This is a genomic window from Pseudomonas sp. WP18 (assembly GCF_036689585.1).
Taxonomy (GTDB): domain Bacteria; phylum Pseudomonadota; class Gammaproteobacteria; order Pseudomonadales; family Pseudomonadaceae; genus Aquipseudomonas; species Aquipseudomonas chlororaphis_E.
On record NZ_CP144758.1, the window covers coordinates 3,284,063 to 3,305,407 of the forward strand.

Annotated in this window: 18 protein-coding genes; 13 read left to right on the forward strand and 5 right to left on the reverse strand. The window is 62.4% G+C overall.

Annotated elements, in window-relative coordinates; translation table 11 throughout:
• Positions 1-3: 3 nt before the first annotated feature.
• The 10 genes from V5F23_RS14505 (at position 4) to V5F23_RS14550 (ending at position 11,532) form a co-directional block, all read left to right on the forward strand.
• A complete protein-coding gene (locus tag V5F23_RS14505; protein ID WP_053145062.1) occupies positions 4-1,296 on the forward strand; it encodes a glycosyltransferase in 1,293 nt (430 codons plus the stop codon).
• 82 nt (positions 1,297-1,378) lie between these two features.
• Complete coding sequence (locus tag V5F23_RS14510) at positions 1,379-2,284, forward strand: AraC family transcriptional regulator (RefSeq protein WP_047738721.1); 906 nt, start codon at positions 1,379-1,381, stop codon at positions 2,282-2,284.
• A gap of 334 nt (positions 2,285-2,618) precedes the next feature.
• A complete protein-coding gene (locus V5F23_RS14515; RefSeq protein WP_042732676.1) occupies positions 2,619-3,929 on the forward strand; it encodes a sugar ABC transporter substrate-binding protein in 1,311 nt (436 codons plus the stop codon).
• 180 nt (positions 3,930-4,109) lie between these two features.
• Positions 4,110-5,042: a sugar ABC transporter permease gene (locus tag V5F23_RS14520; protein ID WP_042732677.1), complete on the forward strand. Its 933-nt coding sequence runs from the start codon at positions 4,110-4,112 to the stop codon at positions 5,040-5,042.
• 10 nt (positions 5,043-5,052) lie between these two features.
• Complete coding sequence (locus V5F23_RS14525) at positions 5,053-5,883, forward strand: carbohydrate ABC transporter permease (protein ID WP_042732678.1); 831 nt, start codon at positions 5,053-5,055, stop codon at positions 5,881-5,883.
• A 39-nt stretch (positions 5,884-5,922) separates the two neighbouring features.
• Positions 5,923-7,026 (forward strand): sn-glycerol-3-phosphate ABC transporter ATP-binding protein UgpC, encoded by a 1,104-nt coding sequence (gene ugpC, locus V5F23_RS14530; RefSeq protein WP_123579088.1) that lies wholly within the window; start codon positions 5,923-5,925, stop codon positions 7,024-7,026.
• Positions 7,027-7,041: 15 nt separating this feature from the next.
• Entirely contained in the window at positions 7,042-8,523 is a 1,482-nt protein-coding gene (locus V5F23_RS14535; protein ID WP_338495430.1) for a mannitol dehydrogenase family protein, read from the forward strand.
• Between the two features lie 115 nt (positions 8,524-8,638).
• The gene (gene xylB / locus V5F23_RS14540; protein WP_338495432.1) at positions 8,639-10,126 is read left to right on the forward strand and encodes a xylulokinase; all 1,488 of its coding nucleotides are present in this window, start codon (positions 8,639-8,641) and stop codon (positions 10,124-10,126) included.
• 12 nt (positions 10,127-10,138) lie between these two features.
• Positions 10,139-11,077, forward strand: a complete 939-nt coding sequence (locus tag V5F23_RS14545; protein WP_338473499.1) for a carbohydrate kinase — start codon at positions 10,139-10,141, stop codon at positions 11,075-11,077.
• Positions 11,078-11,271: 194 nt separating this feature from the next.
• Complete coding sequence (locus V5F23_RS14550) at positions 11,272-11,532, forward strand: DUF2790 domain-containing protein (RefSeq protein WP_338495433.1); 261 nt, start codon at positions 11,272-11,274, stop codon at positions 11,530-11,532.
• A gap of 83 nt (positions 11,533-11,615) precedes the next feature.
• Here the strand turns inward: V5F23_RS14550 and V5F23_RS14555 are convergent, their stop codons facing one another.
• The 4 genes from V5F23_RS14555 to V5F23_RS14570 form a co-directional block, all read right to left on the reverse strand.
• Positions 11,616-11,894: a DUF1652 domain-containing protein gene (locus V5F23_RS14555; protein ID WP_042732138.1), complete on the reverse strand. Its 279-nt coding sequence runs from the start codon at positions 11,892-11,894 to the stop codon at positions 11,616-11,618.
• 395 nt (positions 11,895-12,289) lie between these two features.
• The gene (ilvA, locus tag V5F23_RS14560) at positions 12,290-13,297 is read right to left on the reverse strand and encodes a threonine ammonia-lyase, biosynthetic (protein WP_338495435.1); all 1,008 of its coding nucleotides are present in this window, start codon (positions 13,295-13,297) and stop codon (positions 12,290-12,292) included.
• Positions 13,298-13,562: 265 nt separating this feature from the next.
• Positions 13,563-14,711 (reverse strand): PQQ-dependent sugar dehydrogenase, encoded by a 1,149-nt coding sequence (locus tag V5F23_RS14565; protein ID WP_042731143.1) that lies wholly within the window; start codon positions 14,709-14,711, stop codon positions 13,563-13,565.
• A 45-nt stretch (positions 14,712-14,756) separates the two neighbouring features.
• Positions 14,757-15,101: a hypothetical protein gene (locus V5F23_RS14570; protein WP_042731142.1), complete on the reverse strand. Its 345-nt coding sequence runs from the start codon at positions 15,099-15,101 to the stop codon at positions 14,757-14,759.
• 213 nt (positions 15,102-15,314) lie between these two features.
• On the opposite strand from V5F23_RS14570, the gene V5F23_RS14575 reads away from it, so the two are divergent.
• Positions 15,315-16,214, forward strand: a complete 900-nt coding sequence (locus V5F23_RS14575) for a Ku protein (RefSeq protein ID WP_042731141.1) — start codon at positions 15,315-15,317, stop codon at positions 16,212-16,214.
• Between the two features lie 33 nt (positions 16,215-16,247).
• Entirely contained in the window at positions 16,248-18,209 is a 1,962-nt protein-coding gene (ligD, locus tag V5F23_RS14580) for a DNA ligase D (protein ID WP_338495439.1), read from the forward strand.
• Positions 18,210-18,230: 21 nt separating this feature from the next.
• Here the strand turns inward: ligD and lpxO are convergent, their stop codons facing one another.
• Positions 18,231-19,130, reverse strand: coding sequence for a lipid A hydroxylase LpxO (gene lpxO, locus V5F23_RS14585; RefSeq protein WP_338495440.1), 900 nt, complete (start codon positions 19,128-19,130; stop codon positions 18,231-18,233).
• Positions 19,131-19,530: 400 nt separating this feature from the next.
• Here lpxO and V5F23_RS14590 point away from each other — a divergent pair, with 400 nt between their 5' ends.
• The gene (locus tag V5F23_RS14590; protein WP_080922119.1) at positions 19,531-21,117 is read left to right on the forward strand and encodes an ABC-F family ATPase; all 1,587 of its coding nucleotides are present in this window, start codon (positions 19,531-19,533) and stop codon (positions 21,115-21,117) included.
• Positions 21,118-21,345: the final 228 nt, after the last annotated feature.

Genomic DNA, 21,345 nt, shown 5'->3' on the forward strand with positions numbered 1-21,345 from the left:
CCCATGCGTCACCCCACCGCCACCAAAGTCCTGGTTATCGGCTATGTCTGGCCAGAGCCACGCTCATCGGCTGCCAGCGGGCACGTCATGCAGATCCTGGAAACCTTCCTCGGCCAGGGCTGGGACATCACCTTCAGCAGCCCCGCCGGTTTTGGCGAACACCGCGCCGACCTCGCCGCCCTGGGCATCCGCGAGGAGCCGATCGAACTCAATAGCAGCAGTTTCGATACCTTCATCCGCGAACTGGCGCCCGATATCGTCCTGTTCGACCAGTTCCTGATGGAAGAGCAGTTCGGCTGGCGGGTGGAGAAGCACTGCCCCACCGCCGTACGCGTGCTGGAGACGTCCGATCTGCAAAGCCTGCGCCACGCCCGTCATCAACGCCTCAAGGATCGCCTGAAAGTCGACGACACCGCCCAGGACTTCAGCGATCTGTTCGCCCCGGCCCTGCGTGAGGAGTTCGAACGGATGGCCGACACCGACCTGGCCAAGCGAGAAATCGCCGCCCTGTACCGCTGTGACCTCAACCTGATGGTGTCCGAGGTCGAAATCGAACTGTTGGTGGAACACTTCAAGCTGCCTCGCAGCCTGCTGCATTGGTGCCCGCTGATGCTCGACCTGTCCAGTGAGGTGCCCGTGCCGTTCGAAGACCGGGCGCACTTTCTCAGCATCGGCAACTTCCGCCATGCGCCGAACTGGGATGCGGTGCTGTGGATGAAAAACGCCATCTGGCCGTTGATCCGCCAACAACTGCCGACGGCGCAACTGCACTTGTACGGTGCCTACACCCCGCCCAAGGCCGCCGCGCTGCACAACCCGGCGCAAGGCTTTCACATCATGAACTGGGCCGAAGATGCCTTGCAGGTCATGTCTGCCGCCCGCATCTGCCTAGCCCCCCTGCGCTTCGGCGCGGGCATCAAGGGCAAATTGATCGACGCCATGCTCTGCGGCACGCCGAATGTCACCACCCCCATCGGCGCCGAGGCCATGCAGGGCGAGAACCCCTGGCCCGGCGTGATCGCCCACAGCGCCGAGGCCATCGCCAATGCGGCGGTGCAGTTGTACCGCGACCAGGCACGCTGGACCCAGGCCCGGGACGCCGGCTTCGCCCTGTTGCAGGACCGCTACCGCAAACAGGTGCACGGCCCGGCGCTGATCGAAAGCATCGAGGCCTGCCGAGCGCAGTTGGCGCAACGACGCCGCGACAATTTTACCGGCAGCATGCTGCGCCATCACCAGCACAAGAGCACTCAGTACATGGCCCAGTGGATCGAGGAAAAAAATCGCAACGGCTGAGGCGCAACATCGGCTCCGGGCTGGCACCCGCCGTACGAAGGGGGCATTATCCAGCGGCGATAACAACAAAAGCGCCAGGCCCATGACCCGAACAGCGAGAGTCACCGACCCTTCCTATGAGTTGATGGATGACCATAACGGGCTGTCCATCATCTACCGCCAGCACGGTTTCCCGTGCCCGCTGGTGCGCTGGCATTTCCACAAGGAATACGAGCTGCACCTGATCGTCGCCAGTTCCGGCAAGGTGTTCATCGGCGACTACATCGGCAACTTCTACCCGCAGTCGCTGTTTCTCACCGGCCCTAACCTGCCCCACAACTGGATCAGCCAGGTGGCCGAGGACGAAGTGGTGCCCAAGCGCGACATGCTGGTGAATTTCACCGACGAGCTGTTCGAAAGCGGCCACCAGGTCTTTGCCGAGCTCAAGACCGTCGCGCCGCTGTTGGAGCGAGCCCAGTACGGCATCGAGTTCCGCTGCAAGCGCACCATTCGCCAGGCCATGATCCTGATGCAGCGCATCGCCGACGCCCAGGGCATGAGCCGCCTGGGGCATTTCTTCATCCTGATGGAGCTGCTGGCAGGCACCGACGACTACCAGTTGCTTTCCGGCTCCACCGCCTCGCAACCGGCAGACGAGCACAGCATCGACCGCACCAACCGCGCGGTCGACTACATCTTTGCCCACTACGCCCGGGAACTGTCCCTGGAAGAAGTCGCCGAGCACCTGGGCATGAAGCCGACTTACTTCAGTCGCGTGTTCAAGCAGGCTACGGGCCGGTGTTTCATCGAATTCGTCAATCGCCTGCGCATCAGTAAATCCTGTGAACTACTGGCCGACGGCGACAAACCGGTCACAGACGTATGCTTTGAATCGGGCTTCAACAACATTTCCAACTTCAACCGGCGCTTCCAGCAGCTCAAGGGCATGACCCCGTCCCATTACCGGCGCCTGGCGGTGCAACGTTTGACCGAGCAGAACCTGGGCTGAGACTTTTTTTGCATCGCCCCCTTCCTTCTGTGGCGAGGGGATTTATCCCCGCTGGGCTGCGAAGCGGCCCTCTCTCATTCCAACTGATACGCCGCAACGGCAAACACCCTGGGGCCGCTGCGCGACCCAACGGGGATAAATCCCCTCGCCACAGGTAAACCTTCTCACTTGGCTTTTTCTTTACAGTGCAAAAAAGTATCAGCACAAGTGCGACGGATGATTTGTCACGCCGTGCAGGGCGGGCTGTAATCAGCGCACATTCTTCCCTTCATCCGGAAGACACAAAAACAATAACTGTCCTTCTGCAGCCCCTGGCGCGGAAAAGGAGTGCGCGATGAAACCTTCGGTAAAAGCTCTGCTTGTCTCCACCTGCATGACCCTCAGCAGCGTCAGTTTCGGCGCACAGACCCTCACCATTGCCACCGTCAACAACAGCGACATGATCCGCATGCAGAAGCTCTCGAAGACCTTCGAGGCCGAGCACCCGGATATCCAGTTGAATTGGGTGGTGCTCGAAGAAAACGTCCTGCGCCAGCGCCTGACCACCGACATCGCCACCCAGGGCGGCCAGTTCGACGTGCTGACCATCGGCATGTACGAAGCCGCACTCTGGGGCGCCAAGGGCTGGCTGGAGCCGATGAAGGACCTGCCGGCATCCTACGATCTGGACGACGTCTTCCCTTCCGTGCGTGACGGTTTGTCCGTCAAAGGCTCGCTGTACGCCCTGCCGTTCTATGCCGAGAGCTCGATCACCTATTACCGCACCGACCTGTTCAAGGACGCCGGGCTGACCATGCCCGAACACCCGACCTGGACCCAGATCGGTGAATTCGCCGAAAAGCTCACTGACAAATCCAAGGAACAGTACGGCCTGTGCCTACGGGGCAAAGCCGGTTGGGGCGAGAACATGGCCCTGATCACCACCCTGGCCAATGGTTTCGGCGCGCGCTGGTTCGACGAAAAGTGGCAACCTGAATTCAATGGCCCCGAATGGAAGGATGCGCTGAACTTCTACGTCAGCAACATGAAGAAATCCGGCCCGCCGGGCGCGTCCAGCAACGGTTTCAACGAAAACCTGGCGCTGTTCAACAGCGGCAAGTGCGCGATCTGGGTCGACGCCAGCGTCGCCGGCTCGTTCGTGACCGACAAGACCCAGAGCAAGGTCGCCGATCACGTCGGCTTCACCTTCGCTCCCCACGAAAAAACCGACAAGGGCACCTCGTGGATGTACTCCTGGTCGCTGGCGATCCCCACCAGTTCCAAGGCCAAGGACGCGGCCAAGGTCTTCACCACCTGGGCAACTTCCAAGCAATACAGCCAACTCGTCGCCAAGACCGACGGCATCGCCAACGTTCCGCCAGGCACTCGTACTTCGACCTACAGCGACGAGTACATGAAGGCGGCGCCGTTTGCCAAGGTAACGCTGGAATCGCTGAAAGTCGCCGACCCGAAAGCGCCAACTCTCAAACCGGTGCCTTACATCGGCATCCAGTTGGTGACCATTCCTGAGTTCCAGGCGATCGGCACCCAGGTGGGCAAATTCTTCTCTGGCGCGCTGACCGGCCAGCAGAGCGTGGACCAGGCGCTGACCGCCGCGCAATCGACCACCGAACGCGAGATGAAACGCGCCGGTTATCCCAAGTAACCACGCTGCTTTCATTGTTTTGTAGGAGTTCCCGTGTGGGAGCGAGCTTGCTCGCGATGGCGGTGTGACAGCCACCTTGATATCGACTGTCAGGACGCTATCGCGAGCAAGCTCGCTCCCACACGGGACCGCCCCCACATTCAGGGATATTCATTCGCCTGCACACATCGGTCCAATGCCATGAATACTTCGACGACAACCACCAAGGCGCCCATCGGGGTTGCCCCGCCGGCGCGCAAGATCCGCCTGGCGAACCCTGGCTGGTTCCTGGTCAGCCCATCGGTGGCCCTGTTGCTGCTGTGGATGATCGTGCCGCTGGGTATGACCGTCTACTTCTCGATGATCCGCTACAACCTGCTCTATCCCGGCGAGAACGAGTTCGTCGGGCTGGAGAACTTCACTTACTTCCTGACCGACTCGGGGTTCATGCCCGGCGCCACCAATACCCTGTTGCTGGTGGGCAGCGTGCTGCTGATCAGTATCGTGCTCGGGGTATTGATCAGCGCGTTGCTGGAGGCCAGCGAGTTTTTCGGTCGCGGCATCGTGCGCGTGCTGCTGATCTCACCATTCTTCATCATGCCCACCGTCGGCGCGCTGATCTGGAAGAACCTGATTTTCCACCCGGTTTCGGGAATTCTCGCCGCCGTGTGGAAACTGTTCGGCGCACAACCGGTGGACTGGCTCGCCCACTACCCGTTGTTGTCGATCATCATCATTGTGAGCTGGCAATGGCTGCCCTTCGCGATCCTGATCCTGATGACCGCCATGCAGTCCCTCGACCAGGAACAGAAAGAAGCTGCACGGCTGGACGGTGCCGGCCCGATCGCGATTTTCTGGCACCTGACCCTGCCGCACCTGGCCCGGCCGATCGCCGTGGTGCTGATGATCGAGACGATTTTCCTGCTGTCGGTGTTCGCCGAGATCTTCACCACCACCAACGGTGGCCCGGGCTACGCCTCCACCAACCTCGCCTACCTGATCTACAACCAGGCGCTGGTGCAATTCGACGTCGGCATGGCGTCGGCCGGTGGCCTGATCGCCGTGGTCATCGCCAACATCGCCGCCATCATCCTGGTGCGGATGATTGGCAAAAACCTCACCGACAAGCATTGAGGCCGCCGCCATGACACTTCAACAATCGCGTCGCCTGCAAAGCCTGCTGCTGGGTACGCTGGCGTGGGCCATCGCCATCGTGATCTTCTTTCCGATCTTCTGGATGGTGCTGACCAGCTTCAAGACCGAAATCGATGCGTTCGCCACGCCGCCGCAGTTCATCTTTACGCCGACGCTGGAAAACTACCTGCACATCAACGAACGCAGCAACTACATCAGCTTCGCCTGGAACTCGGTGGTCATTTCCTTCAGCGCCACCGCTCTGTGCCTGCTGATTGCGGTGCCGGCGGCCTACTCCATGGCCTTCTACGAAACCCAACGCACCAAAGGCACGTTGCTGTGGATGCTCTCCACCAAGATGCTGCCACCGGTGGGCGTGCTGATGCCCATCTACCTGCTGGCCAAGAGCTTTGGCCTGCTGGACACGCGGATCGCGCTGATCGCCATCTACACGCTGATCAACCTGCCAATCGTGGTCTGGATGATCTACACCTACTTCAAGGACATTCCCCGCGACATCCTCGAAGCCGCCCGCCTGGACGGGGCCACGCTGTGGCAGGAGATGGTGCGCGTGCTGTTGCCGATCGCCAAGGGGGGCCTGGCGTCCACCGTGCTGCTGTCGCTGATCCTGTGCTGGAACGAGGCGTTCTGGTCACTGAACCTGACATCGTCCAAAGCCGCGCCGCTGACGGCGCTGATCGCCTCGTACTCCAGTCCCGAAGGGCTGTTCTGGGCCAAATTGTCCGCCGTCTCGACCCTCGCCTGCGCGCCGATCCTGATTTTCGGCTGGATCAGCCAGAAACAGCTGGTGCGCGGTTTGTCTTTCGGCGCCGTGAAATAACGCGCCCTACACCCTTATAAGAAGTGGAGGCCCATCCTCATGGCCAACCTGAAAATCAAGAATCTGCAAAAAGGCTTCGAAGGCTTTTCCATCATCAAGGGCATCGACCTTGAAGTGAACGACCGCGAGTTCGTGGTGTTCGTCGGCCCCTCGGGCTGCGGCAAGTCCACGCTGCTGCGGCTGATTGCCGGACTGGAGGAAGTCAGCGACGGCACCATCGAACTGGACGGGCGGGACATCACCGAAGTCAGCCCGGCCAAGCGCGACCTGGCGATGGTCTTCCAGACCTATGCCCTGTACCCGCACATGAGCGTACGCAAGAACATGTCCTTCGCCCTGGACCTGGCCGGCGTGCCCAAGGCCGAGGTCGAGAAAAAGGTCAACGAAGCCGCGCGCATCCTCGAACTGGGGCCAATGCTCGAACGCAAGCCCAAGCAGCTGTCCGGCGGCCAGCGCCAGCGCGTGGCCATCGGCCGGGCCATCGTGCGCAACCCGAAGATTTTCCTCTTCGACGAGCCCTTGTCCAACCTCGACGCCGCACTGCGGGTGCAGATGCGCCTGGAGCTGGCGCGGCTGCACAAGGAACTGCAAGCGACCATGATCTACGTGACCCACGACCAGGTCGAGGCCATGACCCTGGCCGACAAGGTGGTGGTACTCAACGGCGGGCGCATCGAACAGGTCGGCTCGCCGCTGGAGCTGTATCACCAGCCGGCCAACCTGTTTGTCGCCGGGTTCCTCGGCACGCCCAAGATGGGTTTTCTCAAGGGCAAGGTCAGTGGGCTCGACAGCCAGGGCTGTGAAGTGCTGCTGGACGCCGGCACCCGGATCCACCTGCCCTTGAGCGGCGCCCGCCTGAGCGTCGGCGCAGAGGTCACCCTGGGGATTCGCCCGGAACATCTGAACCTGGCCCAAGCGGGCGATTGCACGCTGGCGGTCACCGCCGACGTCAGCGAGCGACTGGGCAGCGACACGTTCTGCCACGTCGTCACGGCCTCGGGCGAGGCCCTGACCATGCGAGTGCGCGGCGACCTGGCCAGCCGCTTTGGCGAGCAACTGAACCTGCACCTGGACGCTGAACACTGCCACCTATTCGATGCCGATGGCGTAGCGGTCCCCCGTGCGCTGCGCGCCGCCGCCTGATTGCCGAGAACCGCCATGAAACTCAACCGACAGAACCTGCACAACCTCAACCCGGCGGTCGCCCTGCCCGCCTACTCTTTGAGCGACGTCCGCCAAGGCATCGCCCACATCGGCGTCGGCGGCTTTCACCGGGCCCACCAGGCGTACTACACCGACGCCCTGATGAACACTGGCACCGACCTGGACTGGGCCATCTGTGGCGTCGGCCTGCGGGCCGAGGATCGCCGCGCCCGGGACGACCTGGCCGGCCAGGACTACCTGTTCACCCTGTACGAGCTGGGTGACACCGACGACACCGAAGTCCGGGTGATCGGCGCCATCAACGCCATGCTGCTGGCCGAGGACGGCACCCAGGCGTTGATCGACAAGCTCGCCGACCCGCAGATCCGCATCGTCTCGCTGACCATCACCGAAGGCGGCTACTGCATCGACGACAGCAATGGCGAGTTCATGGCCCACCTGCCACAGATCCAGCACGACCTGGCCCATCCCGACGCGCCGAAGACCGTGTTTGGTTTCCTCTGCGCCGCGCTCGCCAAGCGTCGCGCCGCCGGCACCCCGGCGTTTACCCTGATGTCCTGCGATAACCTGCCCCACAACGGCGCCGTGACCCGCAAGGCGCTGCTGGCCTTCGCCGCGCTGCGGGACGCCGAGCTGGGCCAGTGGATCGACCGGAACGTCAGCTTCCCCAACGCCATGGTCGACCGCATCACACCCATGACCAGCGTCGCCCACCGCCTGCAACTGCACGACGAACACGGCATCGACGACGCCTGGCCGGTGGTCTGCGAGCCGTTCGTGCAATGGGTATTGGAAGACAAGTTCGTCAACGGTCGTCCGGCCTGGGAAAAGGTCGGCGTGCAGTTCACCGACGACGTCACCCCCTATGAAGAAATGAAGATCAAGCTGCTCAACGGCAGCCACCTGGCGTTGACCTACCTGGGCTTTCTCAAGGGCTATCGCTTTGTCCACGAGACCATGAACGACCCGCTGTTCGTGCGCTACATGCGCGCCTACATGGACCTGGACGTCACGCCGCAACTGGCGCCGGTGCCGGGCATCGACCTGGCCGACTACAAGGACACCCTGGTGGAGCGCTTTTCCAACCAGGCGATTGCCGACCAGCTGGAGCGGGTGTGCTCGGACGGCTCGTCGAAGTTTCCCAAGTTCACCGTACCGACGATCAATCGCCTGATCGCCGACGGGCGCGAGACACGTCGTGCGGCCCTGGTGGTGGCAGCGTGGGCCGTGTACCTCAAGGGCGTGGACGAAAATGGCCTGGCCTATACGATTCCAGACCCACGGGCAGCGTTCTGCCAGGCGCTGGTGGCCGACGATCCGCTGGTGACCCAGCGATTGCTGGAGGTGGAAGAGATCTTTGGCACGGCCATCCCCCGCTCGCCGGAGTTCGTGGCAGCCTTCGAATGGTGCTGCAACAGCTTGCGCGAACACGGGGTAACGCGAACACTTGAGCGAGTATTGGCTGACACGGAATAAACCTGCGGATCCGGCCGCTTTTTGTGGCGAGGGGATAAATCCCCCCGCCACAGGTTCCACCATGTCCCGGTCCAAACAGTTCTGTGCTGACGGTTCATTGATATCAAGGATTTCTATGGCAAACCAACAACTGTTCCTGGGCATCGACTGCGGCACCCAAGGCACCAAGGCGCTGGTGCTGGACGCCACCAGTGGCCAGGTCCTGGGCCTCGGTGCGGCGGCCCACTCCATGATCAGCGGCCCCAACGGCTGCCGTGAACAAGACACCGGGGAATGGCTCGAAGCCTTCACCCAAGCGACCCGGCAAGCGCTGGCCAACGCCGGTGTGGATGGCCAGGCCATTCTCGGCATCGGTGTGTCTGGCCAGCAACACGGACTGGTGCTACTCGACGAGCAAGACCAGGTGCTGCGCCCGGCCAAGCTCTGGTGCGACACCGAAACCACGCCGGAAAACGACCGGTTGCTGGCCCACCTAGGCGGCGAAAGCGGCTCCCTGGCGCGCCTCGGCGTGGTCATCGCCCCCGGCTACACCGTGTCGAAACTGCTGTGGACCCGGGAACAGCATCCGCAGGTGTTCAACCGCATCGCCCGCATCCTGTTGCCCCACGACTTTCTCAACCACTGGCTCACCGGCCGCCACTGCACCGAATATGGCGACGCCTCGGGCACCGGCTATTTCAATGTCCGCACCCGTCAATGGGATGAGCCATTGCTGCACCACATCGATCCCAGCGGACGCCTGCAATCGGCGCTGCCGGAACTGATCGAGGCGCACCAACCGGTCGGGCGCATCCTGCCGGCCATCGCCGCGCACCTGGGCATCAACCCTGACGCCGTGGTGGCCAGCGGTGGCGGCGACAACATGATGGGCGCCATCGGCACCGGCAATATCCAGCCCGGCGTGATCACCATGAGCCTCGGTTCCTCCGGCACGGTATACGCCTATGCCGCTCAGCCAGTGGTCAGCCCGCAACCGTCGGTGGCGACGTTCTGTTCCTCCAGCGGTGGCTGGCTGCCGTTGATCTGCACCATGAACCTGACCAACGCCACCGGGGCCGTCCGTGAGCTTTTGGCGCTGGACATCGACGCCTTCAACACCCTGGTGACCGAAGCCCCGATCGGCGCCGAGGGCGTGTGCATGCTGCCGTTCCTCAACGGCGAGCGGGTCCCGGCCCTGCCCCACGCCACTGGCAGCCTGCTGGGCCTGACCACCACCAACCTGACCCGGGCCAACCTGTGCCGCGCCGTGGTCGAAGGCACCACCTTCGGCTTGCGCTATGGCCTGGACCTGCTGCGGGCCAACGGGCTCCAGGCCCAGAGCATCCGGCTGATCGGCGGCGGCTCGAAAAGCCCGGTGTGGCGGCAGATCGTCGCCGATATCATGGACACCACGGTCATCTGCACCGAACAGAGCGAAGCGGCCGCCCTCGGTGCGGCCATCCAGGCTGCCTGGTGCCAGTCAGGTGCGCAACATGGCCTGGCCGAGCTGTGCGAGCGTTGCGTCAAGCTCGACCCGGCCAGCGAAACCCAGCCTGTCGCCGCGCATGTCGCGGCGTCGCAACAAGCTTATGAACGATACCGACAACACGTCGCAACCCTTTGAGAGCGGGCAACTATGTATCTGGTGTGTGGTGAAGCACTGTTTGATTTTTTCAGCGGGACCGAGGCGCAGACCCCTGCCTCGCAGGTGAACTTCAAGGCCCTGGCCGGTGGCTCGCCGTTCAACGTGGCCGTGGGGCTGCGCCGCCTGGGGATCGAGGCCGCGCTGTTCACCGGCCTGTCCACCGACTACCTCGGTCGACGCTTGCACCAGGTCCTGGTGGATGAAGGCGTCTGCACCCATTACCTGCGGGAGGTCGATGCGCCGACGACCCTGGCGATGGTCGCCGTGGGCGCCAATGGCTCCCCCCATTACAGCTTTCGAGGGGAAGGCTGTGCCGACCGCCAGTTGCACCTGGAGCACCTGCCGGCGCTGGGCCCCGAAGTACGTGGCTTGCACGTGGGCTCGTTTTCCCTGGTGGTCCAGCCGGTGGGCGATACGCTCCTGGCCCTGGTGCTGCGCGAAAGCGGCCGGCGCCTGATCACCCTGGACCCCAACGTACGACTCAACCCGCAACCGGACATCGAACTGTGGCGCTCACGGATGGCGATGCTGGTGGAGTACGCCGACCTCATCAAGGTCAGCGACGAAGACTTGAGCCTGCTCTACCCCGAACTCGATCCCCAAGCGGTCATCGAAGGGTGGCTGCAACACCGTTGCCAGTTGGTCTTCCTGACCCGTGGCGGCCAGGGCGCCACGGTGTTCAGCCGGCAGTATGGCGCCTGGTCAATGCCCGCCTTCCCAGTGAAGATGGCAGACACCGTCGGGGCCGGCGACACGTTCCAGGCGGCGTTGATTGCCTGGCTGACGGAACAGCGACTGGATTCGATCGAAGGGCTGCACAGCCTGAGCCGCGAACAGATTGGCGCCATGCTCGAGTTCGCCATGCGTGCCGCCGCCCTGACCTGCGGCAAGACCGGGCCGGACCTGCCCTACCGGCACCAGTTGAACTGATCCCCCAGCAACTGCCGCCCGCTCGGGCCTGGCAGTTGCCTGGGTGCCCCGCAGCCAAGCGCAGCGCTTAACCGCCTTTTAATCCCGCGATCCGACACTGACCCGGACCGCGCCCTCCTCACCCCAAGGCCCTGCGCGGCAGACCTCGGTGCCCAGGCACCCGGTCGTCCTCTCTCTGCTGCGGAGTTCTGATCATGAATATTCGTGCGTTAATCGCCGTTGTGTCGTTGCTCAGCCTGGCCGGCTTCACCGGTCTGGCCCAGGCCGACGACCTACAGCCCACGCCCTATCGCTATGGCATGCCGTTGGAAATCAAGAAGGTGCTGTCATTGACGGAGCCGTCCACACCTTATTGCGAAGTGGTCACTGCCCAGATGGTGTACATCGACAAAGCGGGGCAAACCCGAGATATCTCGTACAACAAGCTGTCGCAGGCTTGCACGAGCGCGGACTGAACGCCAACGCCCTGAAAAAACTGGACGCCGGGTTCGGACGTTGACCGGACCCAGGCGTCAGGCTTACCGGGAAAAGGCCGCCGTTAGCGCCCGGTCATTCGGTGCTGCTGATGAACATGGCTGCCCATGTGGTGGCCGTGATCGAGTTCAGTACGCAACTCGGCAATCAGGTCGTTGATCGCCCGGCAACCGGTGAGCTTCTTGGCATCGATATCGGATTTGATCAACGCCACGCGATCGGTCTCATGATCGTCATAAATCTTGACCGTCATTGTCAGATCGGGTGACAAGCTGCATTGGGAGCGCTTGGGCAACAAGCTGCTTTCAATGATGTTTCGCATTTCGAGGGCAGATAAAAACATGGCGACTCTCTCCTGTTGAGGCGGCCAACTTATGTATACGACGGCGGTATTTTCGTCCGTTTCTTCCCTGCGGACTGGGACTACGAATGCCGAGCCGTTCGTTCGTCTTTTGGCGTTGTGATTCAATGAGTCCAACCAGCGGACTCCTGAACACTCTCGCTCCTGAACACTCTCGCAAAAAATATGCCTGCAATGCCGAAAACAGAGATTGATATCAATCAATGACTTAGCGACGTTGCCTGGCGCACCGCCCGTGCAGAATGCAAGGAAACGGCGCTTTCTTCATGCAAACTGCAATTGCATTCATCCTGTCGAAGCCAGAGTAGCCCCAATTTGGCTCGCGCAAGTGGGCGTCCGTCGCCTCGTTCAAAAAAAGTGTGACGTGGCGTAAAAATTCAAACGGCGTCTACCGCCGCGCGCTCCGCCACATGGCGCAAGCTGTCGAAATTGATGTTGGCCCCCGAGTTGATCGCCACCCAGGTCTGGTCTCGCAGACCGGTGCGGGCGGCGTACTGCTTGATGCCCGCCACCGCCAGCGCACCCGAGGGCTCGGTGATAGAACGGGTGTCGTCATAGATGTCCTTGATCGCCGCGCACAGTTGGTCGTTACTCACGGTGATCACTTCATCGACGCAGAACCGGCAAACCTCGAAGCTGTGGACGCCTATCTGCGCCACGGCGACGCCGTCGGCGAAAGTGCCCACTTCGGCCAGGATGACTCGCTCTGCTGCGCTCAACGCGGCGGCAAGGCACGCAGAATGCTCAGACTCGACCCCGATGATCCGCACGTCTGGCCGCAGGTACTTGATGTAGGCAGCGATCCCGGCGATCAATCCGCCACCGCCCACCGGAACAAAGACCGCATCCAGTTGGCCAGGGTGCTGGCGCAGGATTTCCATGGCGACGGTGCCCTGCCCGGCAATCACTTGCGGGTCATCGAACGGCGACACGAACTCGCGCCCCGTCTGCCGGGCCAGTTCCAGCGCATAGGCCAGGGCGAATGGAAAGCTCTCGCCGTGCAACAACGCCTCGGCGCCGCGGTTGCGCACGCCCAGCACTTTCAGCTCCGGGGTCGTGAGGGGCATCACGATGCTGGCCGAAATCCCCAGCTCCCGGGCCGCCAGTGCCACGCCCTGGGCATGGTTGCCCGCCGAGGCGGTGATGACACCCCGGGCGCGCTGCTCCGGGGTCAGTTGCACGAGTTTGTTGTAGGCACCGCGGATCTTGAAAGAAAACGTCGGTTGCAAGTCCTCGCGCTTGAGCAGGATCCGGTTGCCCAAGGTTTCAGACAATGCCGGGGCCGCTTGCAGCGGCGTGCGCACTGCCAGCTCGTACACCGGCGCGGCGAGGATCTTCTTGACGTAGTGCTCCAGCGGGGTTTGCTCGGCGGGGGTAGCGGTCATGGCGGTCTCCTGGTTTGGACAGAACCCGGGAGACAGAAAGAAAAAACCCGCCTCCAGGGCGGGTTGGGTGCAGCCGACAGCTAACCCGCCAAATAAGGAATGGCGGTAATAATGCTTGGCTGGCTGCGCAGTACGGTGAAAGTCATGCCTGGAAACTAGCCGGGCGTTGGAGGCAAGTCAATTGCAATTTGCGCCCATGAGGTCTGCTTGTGGGAGCCTGGCCACGGCAACCCGACTCCCAACAGCCTCGTGGGCGCGACCTTATCTATTTCAGCCCGACCTTATACAACGCCCCGCTGGCCTCATCCGTCAGCACATACAGGTAGCCATCCGGCCCCTGGCGCACGTCGCGCACGCGCTCGCCGAGTTCACCCAGCAGGCGTTCCTCATGAACCACCTTGTCGCCTTCGAATTCCAGGCGGATCAGCTCCTTGGACGCCAACGCCCCGATGAACACGTTGCGCTGCCAGGCCTTGAAGCGGTCATTGTCGTAGAACGCCATGCCGCTGAGCCCTGGCGACACTTGCCAGACATGCAGCGGGCCAAGGGTGCCTTCGACGGTCTTGCCCTGGGCTTCGGGAATCGGGGCACCCGAATAGTTGATGCCGTGGGTCGCCAGCGGCCAGCCATAATTCTGGCCTCGCTCGATGACGTTCAGCTCATCGCCGCCCTTGGGCCCATGTTCGTTCTCCCACAAGGTGCCATTCCAGGGGTTCAGGGCTGCGCCCTGGGGATTGCGCATGCCATAGGACCAGATCTCGGGACGGACGTTTTTCTGCCCGACAAAAGGGTTGTCGTCCGGGACCTTGCCGTCCGGGTAGATACGTACGACCTTGCCCTGCAGCTTGTCCAGGTCCTGGGCGGTAGGCCGGTCATTGTTCTCCCCCAAGGTAATGAACAGGTAGCCGTCCCGGTCGAACACCAGCCGTGAGCCGAAGTGATTGCCCGTCGACAGCTTGGGTTGCTGGCGGAAGATTACATTGAAATTTTCCAGGCGCTTGCGGTCTTCGGACAGTTGTCCCCGGCCCACGGCAGTGCCCGCCTTGCCATCGGCTCCCGCTTCGGCATAAGACAGATAGACGGTGCGATCCTGCAGGAAGTCCGGTGACAGTACGACGTCGAGCAAGCCGCCCTGCCCCTCGGCCCACACCTCGGGCACGCCGCTCAATGGCGCAGAGAGCTGGCCATCAGGGCTTACCACGCGCAGATTGCCCGTGCGCTCGGTGACCAGCATGCCCTGCTGGCCGGGCAGGAACGCCACAGACCAGGGATGTTGCAGCCCCTTGGTCAACGTGGTCACCTCCAGGGTGCCTTCCTCGCTCTTGAACTGTTGGGTCTGCGCGGCTGAAACCGGCGTGACCAGGGTGAGAACCGCGCTGGCGCAAAAGATCGCCAGGAGTGTTTTAGGCAACATGCACACGTCCTTCTGTAATGGAAATAAGTCAGCCAGGCTCCACGCCTAGCGATGGCTGTCCTGGGTTCCTCTGGGGGGTGTCGGGGATTCGATGGTGGGCCGTGGCGAGCCCGTTGGCGGGCCGGAGCGTGGGTAGCCGTTGCCGATCCCGCCATTGTCCAGGGTGGGTGGCCGAGGCACCGGCACCGTCGGGTTGTTCTGGATCGTCGGCACATTCGACCGGGTGCCCTGCATGCTATTGGGATTGGCCCGCCGTGTCGGGCTGTTATAGGGGTTGCTGTTGCCCGGCAGGTTCTGGGCGACGACGAACGCCGGGCTGGGCGATGGCGCGGCGGCCTGGGCCAGCGGGGCCATGAGTAGCGCCATGAGGGCGAGCATCAGCCGGTTCATTTCGGACACCTCCTGGATTCAGCCATATCGAAAGCACGCTACGCCGCAGGTTCGCCGTTGTTAAGCGAAATATCCCCGCGAAGATGTAACCAGGCATCTCTAAGACGGCCCCTGCGTCGCACTGACGACGCTTGCCAGCCAGCGCACGGTGGAAACTTTTCCAAAGGCCCGACGGTCACCAGAGAGACATCCATCGACAAGGACATCACCACCATGGCCAGGGCAATCTGGAAAGGCGCAATCAGTTTCGGACTGGTCCACATTCCTGTCGCGCTGGTGTCGGCGACCTCGTCCCAAGGCGTCGATTTCGATTGGCTGGACAAGCGCAGCATGGACCCGGTGGGCTACAAACGGGTCAACAAGGTCACGGGCAAGGAAGTGACCAAGGAGAACATCGTCAAAGGCGTCCAATACCAGAAAGGCCAGTATGTCCTGCTCGACGAAGAGGAAATCCGCTCGGCGCACCCCAAATCCACCCAGACCATCGACATTTTTTCCTTTGTCGACAGCGAGAAGATCCCGCTGCAAAACATCGACACCCCGTATTTCCTGGCACCCGACAAGCGCGGCGGCAAAGTCTATGCGCTGCTGCGCGAAACCCTGGTCAAGACCCACAAAGTGGCCCTGGCCCATGTCGTGCTGCACACACGCCAGCACTTGGCCGCGCTGATGCCGCTGGAGTCGGCGCTGGTGCTGGTGATGCTGCGTTGGCCGGCGGAGGTGCGCGAGCTGGACATTCTCGAACTGGGTGATGAGGTCACCAAGCCCCAGCTGGTCAAGGGTGAACTGGACATGGCCAGGCGCCTGGTGGAAGACATGAGCGCCGACTGGACGCCGGAAGAGTACCGCGACAGCTTCCAGGACAGGATCATGGAACTGGTCGAGAAGAAAGCCAACGAGGGCCGGCTCGAAGCGGTAGAGACCGACCCGGGCGAAGAACAACGCAAGAGCGCCGACGTCATCGACCTTACCGAACTGCTCAAGCGCAGCCTGGGCAGCAAAGGCAAGGCGCCGGACAAACCGACAAAAACCGCGGCAAAACCCTCTGCAAAAACAGCGAAAACCAGCAAGTCCGCCCCCGCAAAAAAAGCCACCAAGGCCTCCCGGGGCTAAGCCCCGGCTGCCAGCTATACAAGGGAACCTGTCATGGCCAAGGCCAAGCGCGAATCTGCCCGTGTGTCCGCTACCCATCGGGACAAAACCACCCGCCCCAACCGCCACCCGCTGCCCGAACGGCTGTTACCACAATTGGCAACACCCGTGGAACAGCCGCCCTCGGGCGAATGGCGCTATGAAGTCAAATTCGATGGCTACCGGCTGATGACCCGCATCGAGAACGGCAACATTCGCCTGCTCAGCGGCAATCATGAGGACTGGACCGCGCGGCTCAAGTTGCACGTCGACGCCCTGGCCGAATTGAACCTGGGGGACAGCTGGCTGGACGGTGACCTGATCCTGCTGGACGACGACGGTCAATCGGACCTCGCCGCCCTGCGCAACGCCCTCGATATTGGCCGCACCGTGGACCTGGTGTACGTGCTGTTCGACGCGCCCTTCCTCAATGGCGAGGATCTGCGGCAAACGCCGGTGGAAGAGCGCCGCGCCGCGCTGAAGCAGGTCCTGAGGGGCCACGCCGGCAAGCGCTTGCGGTTTTCCGAGGCTTTTTCCGCCAGCGAGGACGAAATACTCGAAAGCGCGAGCGCCCTGTCACTGGACCGAGTGGTCGGCAAACGCCTGGGCAGCCCCTATGTGTCGCGGCGCAGCAGCGATTGGGTCAACCTCAAATGCCGATTGCGCCAAGCCTTCGTGATTGTCGGCTTCACCCGCCCCCAAGACCGGCCCGACGGCTTCGGCGCGCTGCTGCTTGCGGTCAACAACGGTGCCGGACTGGTGTATGCCGGGCGAGTTGCCACGGGGTTTACCCGGGCGCAGAGGGAGCAACTGCAAGCGGCCTTGTCCGCGCGGGAACGCGACACTTCGCCCTTGGCCAAACCGGTCAGCCCCGTGCAGGCGCGTGGTGTGCAGTGGGTCGAACCCGATTCGGTGGGTGAAGTCGAATTCACCGAGTGGACCGCCAATGGCCTGGTGCACCGTCCGGCCTTCGTCGAACTGCTGGCCGACATGCCGGCGGGCAAGATCGTCCGCGAGCACCCGTTGCCGCTCAAGCACCAAGCCTCCCCCCCGCAACGCGGCCGCAAGCAGCGTACGGTGGAGGTGGCGGGTGTGAGCATCACCCACCCGGACCGGGTCATCGACAGCCTCAGCGGCGTGCAGAAAACCGAGCTGGCCCAGTACTACGCCGACATCGCCCCGTGGATCCTGCCGCACTTGAAACAACGGCCCGTCGCGTTGCTGCGCGCGCCCGACGGGATCGGCGAGGAACAGTTCTTCCAGAAGCATGCCGATCGCCTGGAGATCCCCCACATCAGGCAACTGGACCAGGCGCTGGACCCGGGCCACGCGGCCCTGATGGAAATCGACAGCGTCCAGTCGCTGGTCAGCGCCGCACAGATGGGCACCGTGGAATTGCACACCTGGACCGCCACCCACGAGCGGATCGAAACGCCTGACCTGTTTGTCCTGGACCTGGACCCCGATCCGTCCCTGCCCTGGAGCGCCATGCTGGAAACCACCCGTCTGACCTTGTCGGTGCTCGATGAGCTGGGCTTGCAGGCGTTCCTCAAGACCAGTGGCGGCAAGGGCATGCACGTCATCGTGCCGTTGGCGCGCAGCGAAGGGTGGGACACCACCAAGGCATTCGCCAAGGCAATCTCCCAGTTCCTGGCGCGGGAGGTGCCGCAAAAGATCACCGCCACCCTGGGCCCGAAGAATCGGGTCGGCAAGGTATTCATCGATTACCTGCGCAACGCCCGCGGCGCCAGCACAGTGAGCGCCTACTCGGTTCGGGCGCGGCCGGGGTTGCCGGTCTCGGTGCCGATTGCCCGCGCCGAGCTGGATGGCCTGCGCAACGCCCAGCAATGGGACATCAACACCGCACTGGAACGGGCCCGGGGCCTGGGGGCCGATCCGTGGGAAGGCTATGCCCATCGCCAACGGATCGGCGCCAGGATGTGGGAGCAATTGGGCGCGCAGAAGCCCGTGCAATGATCACCTAAGCCAGGCGCGCCTTCAGATCCAGACGAAGATCGCCAGCAGAGCGCCGAAGAAGGTCCATTTCTGCAAGTAATACAGCTTGCGGTTGCGCTTCTTCAGCGCCTTGCCTTGCAGTCGGATCTTGTACAGCCTGGAAAACGCCCGGTTCAAGCCGCCGGTCTTGTCACCGGCGTCGTTGGGGGCACCGGCGGCGGCCATCACGGTGCGGCTGAACCAGCGGTTGAACGCCGTGGCCCAGCGAAACTTCATCGGCCGTTCCACGTCGCAGAACAAGATGATGCGGTTATGGGGCGTGGTGTTTTCGGCGTAATGGATGAACGTCTCGTCGAACACCACCGCCTCGCCATCGCGCCAATGGTAGGGCTCGCCATCGACATTGATGTAGCAACCGGCATCATTCGGCGTTTCCAGGCCCAGGTGATACCGATAGGAGCCGGCATACGGGTCGCGGTGGCGAACCAGCTTGGAGCCCGGCGGCAGCTCGGCGAACATCGCCGCCTTGATCGAGCCGATGCCTTGCACCAGTTCGGTTGTGCGCGGGCACAGCTTCATGGCCGACGGGTGGCTGTCGCCGTACCACTTGAGGTAGAAGCGCTTCCAACCGGTCTTGAAGAACGAGTTGAAGCCTACGTCATCGTACTGATTGGAACGTTTGATCTCCCCGGCCTGCAGCAGGCTCAGGCCTTCGGCGCGGATCTCTTGCCAATGGGTCTGCAACGGGCTCAGGTCTGGAAAGTCGGCGGGGCTCAGGTACGGCCGGTTGGGCAGCTTCGAGCACAGATAAAGCAGGCAATTGATAGGCGCGAGGAAAGACGAATGGTCGCTCAATTGCCGTCCGAACTTGTGCCGCACGCGCCCCCGCAGGTGTACGTAGCCGATGGACAGGATGTAGATCGCAGCGAGAATGAGTTTCACGAAGTCCGTCGCAATACTGGAGTGAACAGGCTGCTTATCCCGCTCGATCAGACGACACGGGAGGTGGCATGAGTGAGATGGCATTCTAGCCAGAGTTTGTAACTGAAAGTTATCCTCATTTGTGAAAAACTGTCTTGCCCGAGCAATACCCTATCGTTAATGCGGCCAGACCAGTACAATCGCCGCCAAACTTCAGCGCCCCCTTTTTTGGCCGATACCGCGACCCCGGCTTCGGCGCACGTCGACCGGGCCAGGCGCTCCGTATGCTGCTGTCCTCTTATGCCGGATGGACCCTTGCGCTCGCCGCGACGCCTTTAGTGCGCTCCCGATCGGCGCAAACAGGTACTGAACAGGTACTGCCGCACCCTTAGCTACTCTGAATGTTCCGCAGGATAAACCTTTGATCTCTACAGCTAACATCACGATGCAGTTCGGCGCCAAGCCGCTGTTCGAAAACGTCTCTGTCAAATTCGGCGCGGGCAACCGCTACGGCCTGATCGGTGCCAACGGTTGCGGCAAGTCGACTTTCATGAAAATCCTCGGTGGCGACCTCGAGCCGTCCGGCGGCCAGGTCATGCTCGAGCCGAACGTGCGCCTGGGTAAACTGCGCCAGGACCAGTTCGCCTACGAACAATTCACCGTGATCGATACCGTGATCATGGGTCACGAAGAGCTGTGGAAGGTCAAGGCCGAGCGCGATCGCATCTATTCCCTGCCGGAAATGACCGAAGAAGACGGCATGGCCGTGGCCGAGCTGGAAACCGAGTTCGCCGAAATGGACGGCTACACCGCCGAATCCCGTGCCGGCGAACTGCTGCTGGGCCTGGGCATTCCATTGGAGCAACACTTCGGCCCGATGACCGAAGTCGCGCCGGGCTGGAAGCTGCGCGTGCTGCTCGCCCAGGCGCTGTTCTCCGATCCGGAAGTGCTGTTGCTCGACGAACCGACCAACCACCTGGACATCAACACCATTCGCTGGCTGGAAAACATTCTCACGGCGCGTAACAGCACCATGATCATCATTTCCCACGACCGGCACTTCCTCAACAGCGTCTGCACCCACATGGCCGACCTGGACTACGGCGAGCTGCGCCTGTTCCCGGGCAACTACGACGAGTACATGATCGCGGCCACCCAGTCCCGCGAGCAGCTGCTGTCGGACAACGCCAAGAAGAAAGCCCAGATCGCCGAGCTGCAGACCTTCGTCAGCCGCTTCTCGGCCAACGCCTCGAAAGCCAAGCAGGCCACCTCCCGCGCCAAGCAGATCGACAAGATCCAGCTCGCCGAGGTCAAGCCATCGAGCCGCGTGAGCCCGTTCATCCGCTTCGAACAGACCAAGAAACTGCACCGCCAGGCGGTGACCATCGAGCGCATGTCCAAGGGTTTCGACGGCAAGACCCTGTTCAAGAACTTCAGCTTCACCGTCGAAGCCGGCGAGCGCGTGGCGATCATCGGCCCCAACGGCATCGGCAAGACCACCCTGCTGCGCACCCTGATGGGCGAGCTGGCGCCGGATGCCGGCTCGGTGAAGTGGACTGAAAGCGCGGAACTGGGCTACTACGCCCAGGACCATGCCCATGACTTCGCCGACGATGTCAGCCTGTTCGACTGGATGGGCCAATGGACCCAGGGCGAGCAGATGATCCGTGGCACCCTGGGTCGCATGCTGTTTTCCAACGACGAGATCCTCAAGTCGGTCAAGGTCATCTCCGGTGGTGAACAGGGTCGCATGCTGTTCGGCAAGCTGATCCTGCAAAAGCCCAACGTGCTGGTGATGGACGAACCGACCAACCACCTGGACATGGAATCCATCGAGGCGTTGAACCTGGCGCTGGAGAACTACCCGGGCACGCTGATCTTCGTCAGCCACGACCGTGAGTTCGTCTCGTCCCTGGCCACCCGCATCATCGAGCTGAGCGCGGACGGCGTGGTCGACTTCAGCGGCACCTACGACGACTACCTGCGCAGCCAGGGTGTGATGTTCTAAGTCTGCCTCGAACTGCAAGCTACACGTGAAAAGCCCTGTCCGATGTGACAGGGCTTTTTCATTTCAGCCGCACATCCCCTGTGGGAGCGGGCTTGCTCGCGAAAGCGGCCTGCCTGCCAACACTCTTATCAATGACACACCGTCTTCGCGAGCAAGCCCGCTCCCACAAGGGATCTGTGGTGACCTTCAATGTGCACATTTAGTTAGCCTGCTTTCTTTTATCCGTTC

Excerpts from the sequence above, each read along its gene's own strand:
- V5F23_RS14505 (WP_053145062.1), top strand. The coding sequence starts at position 4 with ATGCGTCACCCCACCGCCACCAAAGTCCTGGTTATCGGCTATGTCTGG.
- V5F23_RS14510 (WP_047738721.1), top strand. The coding sequence starts at position 1,379 with ATGACCCGAACAGCGAGAGTCACCGACCCTTCCTATGAGTTGATGGAT.
- V5F23_RS14515 (WP_042732676.1), top strand. The coding sequence starts at position 2,619 with ATGAAACCTTCGGTAAAAGCTCTGCTTGTCTCCACCTGCATGACCCTC.
- V5F23_RS14520 (WP_042732677.1), top strand. The coding sequence starts at position 4,110 with ATGAATACTTCGACGACAACCACCAAGGCGCCCATCGGGGTTGCCCCG.
- V5F23_RS14525 (WP_042732678.1), top strand. The coding sequence starts at position 5,053 with ATGACACTTCAACAATCGCGTCGCCTGCAAAGCCTGCTGCTGGGTACG.
- ugpC (WP_123579088.1), top strand. The coding sequence starts at position 5,923 with ATGGCCAACCTGAAAATCAAGAATCTGCAAAAAGGCTTCGAAGGCTTT.
- V5F23_RS14535 (WP_338495430.1), top strand. The coding sequence starts at position 7,042 with ATGAAACTCAACCGACAGAACCTGCACAACCTCAACCCGGCGGTCGCC.
- xylB (WP_338495432.1), top strand. The coding sequence starts at position 8,639 with ATGGCAAACCAACAACTGTTCCTGGGCATCGACTGCGGCACCCAAGGC.
- V5F23_RS14545 (WP_338473499.1), top strand. The coding sequence starts at position 10,139 with ATGTATCTGGTGTGTGGTGAAGCACTGTTTGATTTTTTCAGCGGGACC.
- V5F23_RS14550 (WP_338495433.1), top strand. The coding sequence starts at position 11,272 with ATGAATATTCGTGCGTTAATCGCCGTTGTGTCGTTGCTCAGCCTGGCC.
- V5F23_RS14555 (WP_042732138.1), bottom strand. The coding sequence starts at position 11,894 with ATGTTTTTATCTGCCCTCGAAATGCGAAACATCATTGAAAGCAGCTTG.
- ilvA (WP_338495435.1), bottom strand. The coding sequence starts at position 13,297 with ATGACCGCTACCCCCGCCGAGCAAACCCCGCTGGAGCACTACGTCAAG.
- V5F23_RS14565 (WP_042731143.1), bottom strand. The coding sequence starts at position 14,711 with ATGTTGCCTAAAACACTCCTGGCGATCTTTTGCGCCAGCGCGGTTCTC.
- V5F23_RS14570 (WP_042731142.1), bottom strand. The coding sequence starts at position 15,101 with ATGAACCGGCTGATGCTCGCCCTCATGGCGCTACTCATGGCCCCGCTG.
- V5F23_RS14575 (WP_042731141.1), top strand. The coding sequence starts at position 15,315 with ATGGCCAGGGCAATCTGGAAAGGCGCAATCAGTTTCGGACTGGTCCAC.
- ligD (WP_338495439.1), top strand. The coding sequence starts at position 16,248 with ATGGCCAAGGCCAAGCGCGAATCTGCCCGTGTGTCCGCTACCCATCGG.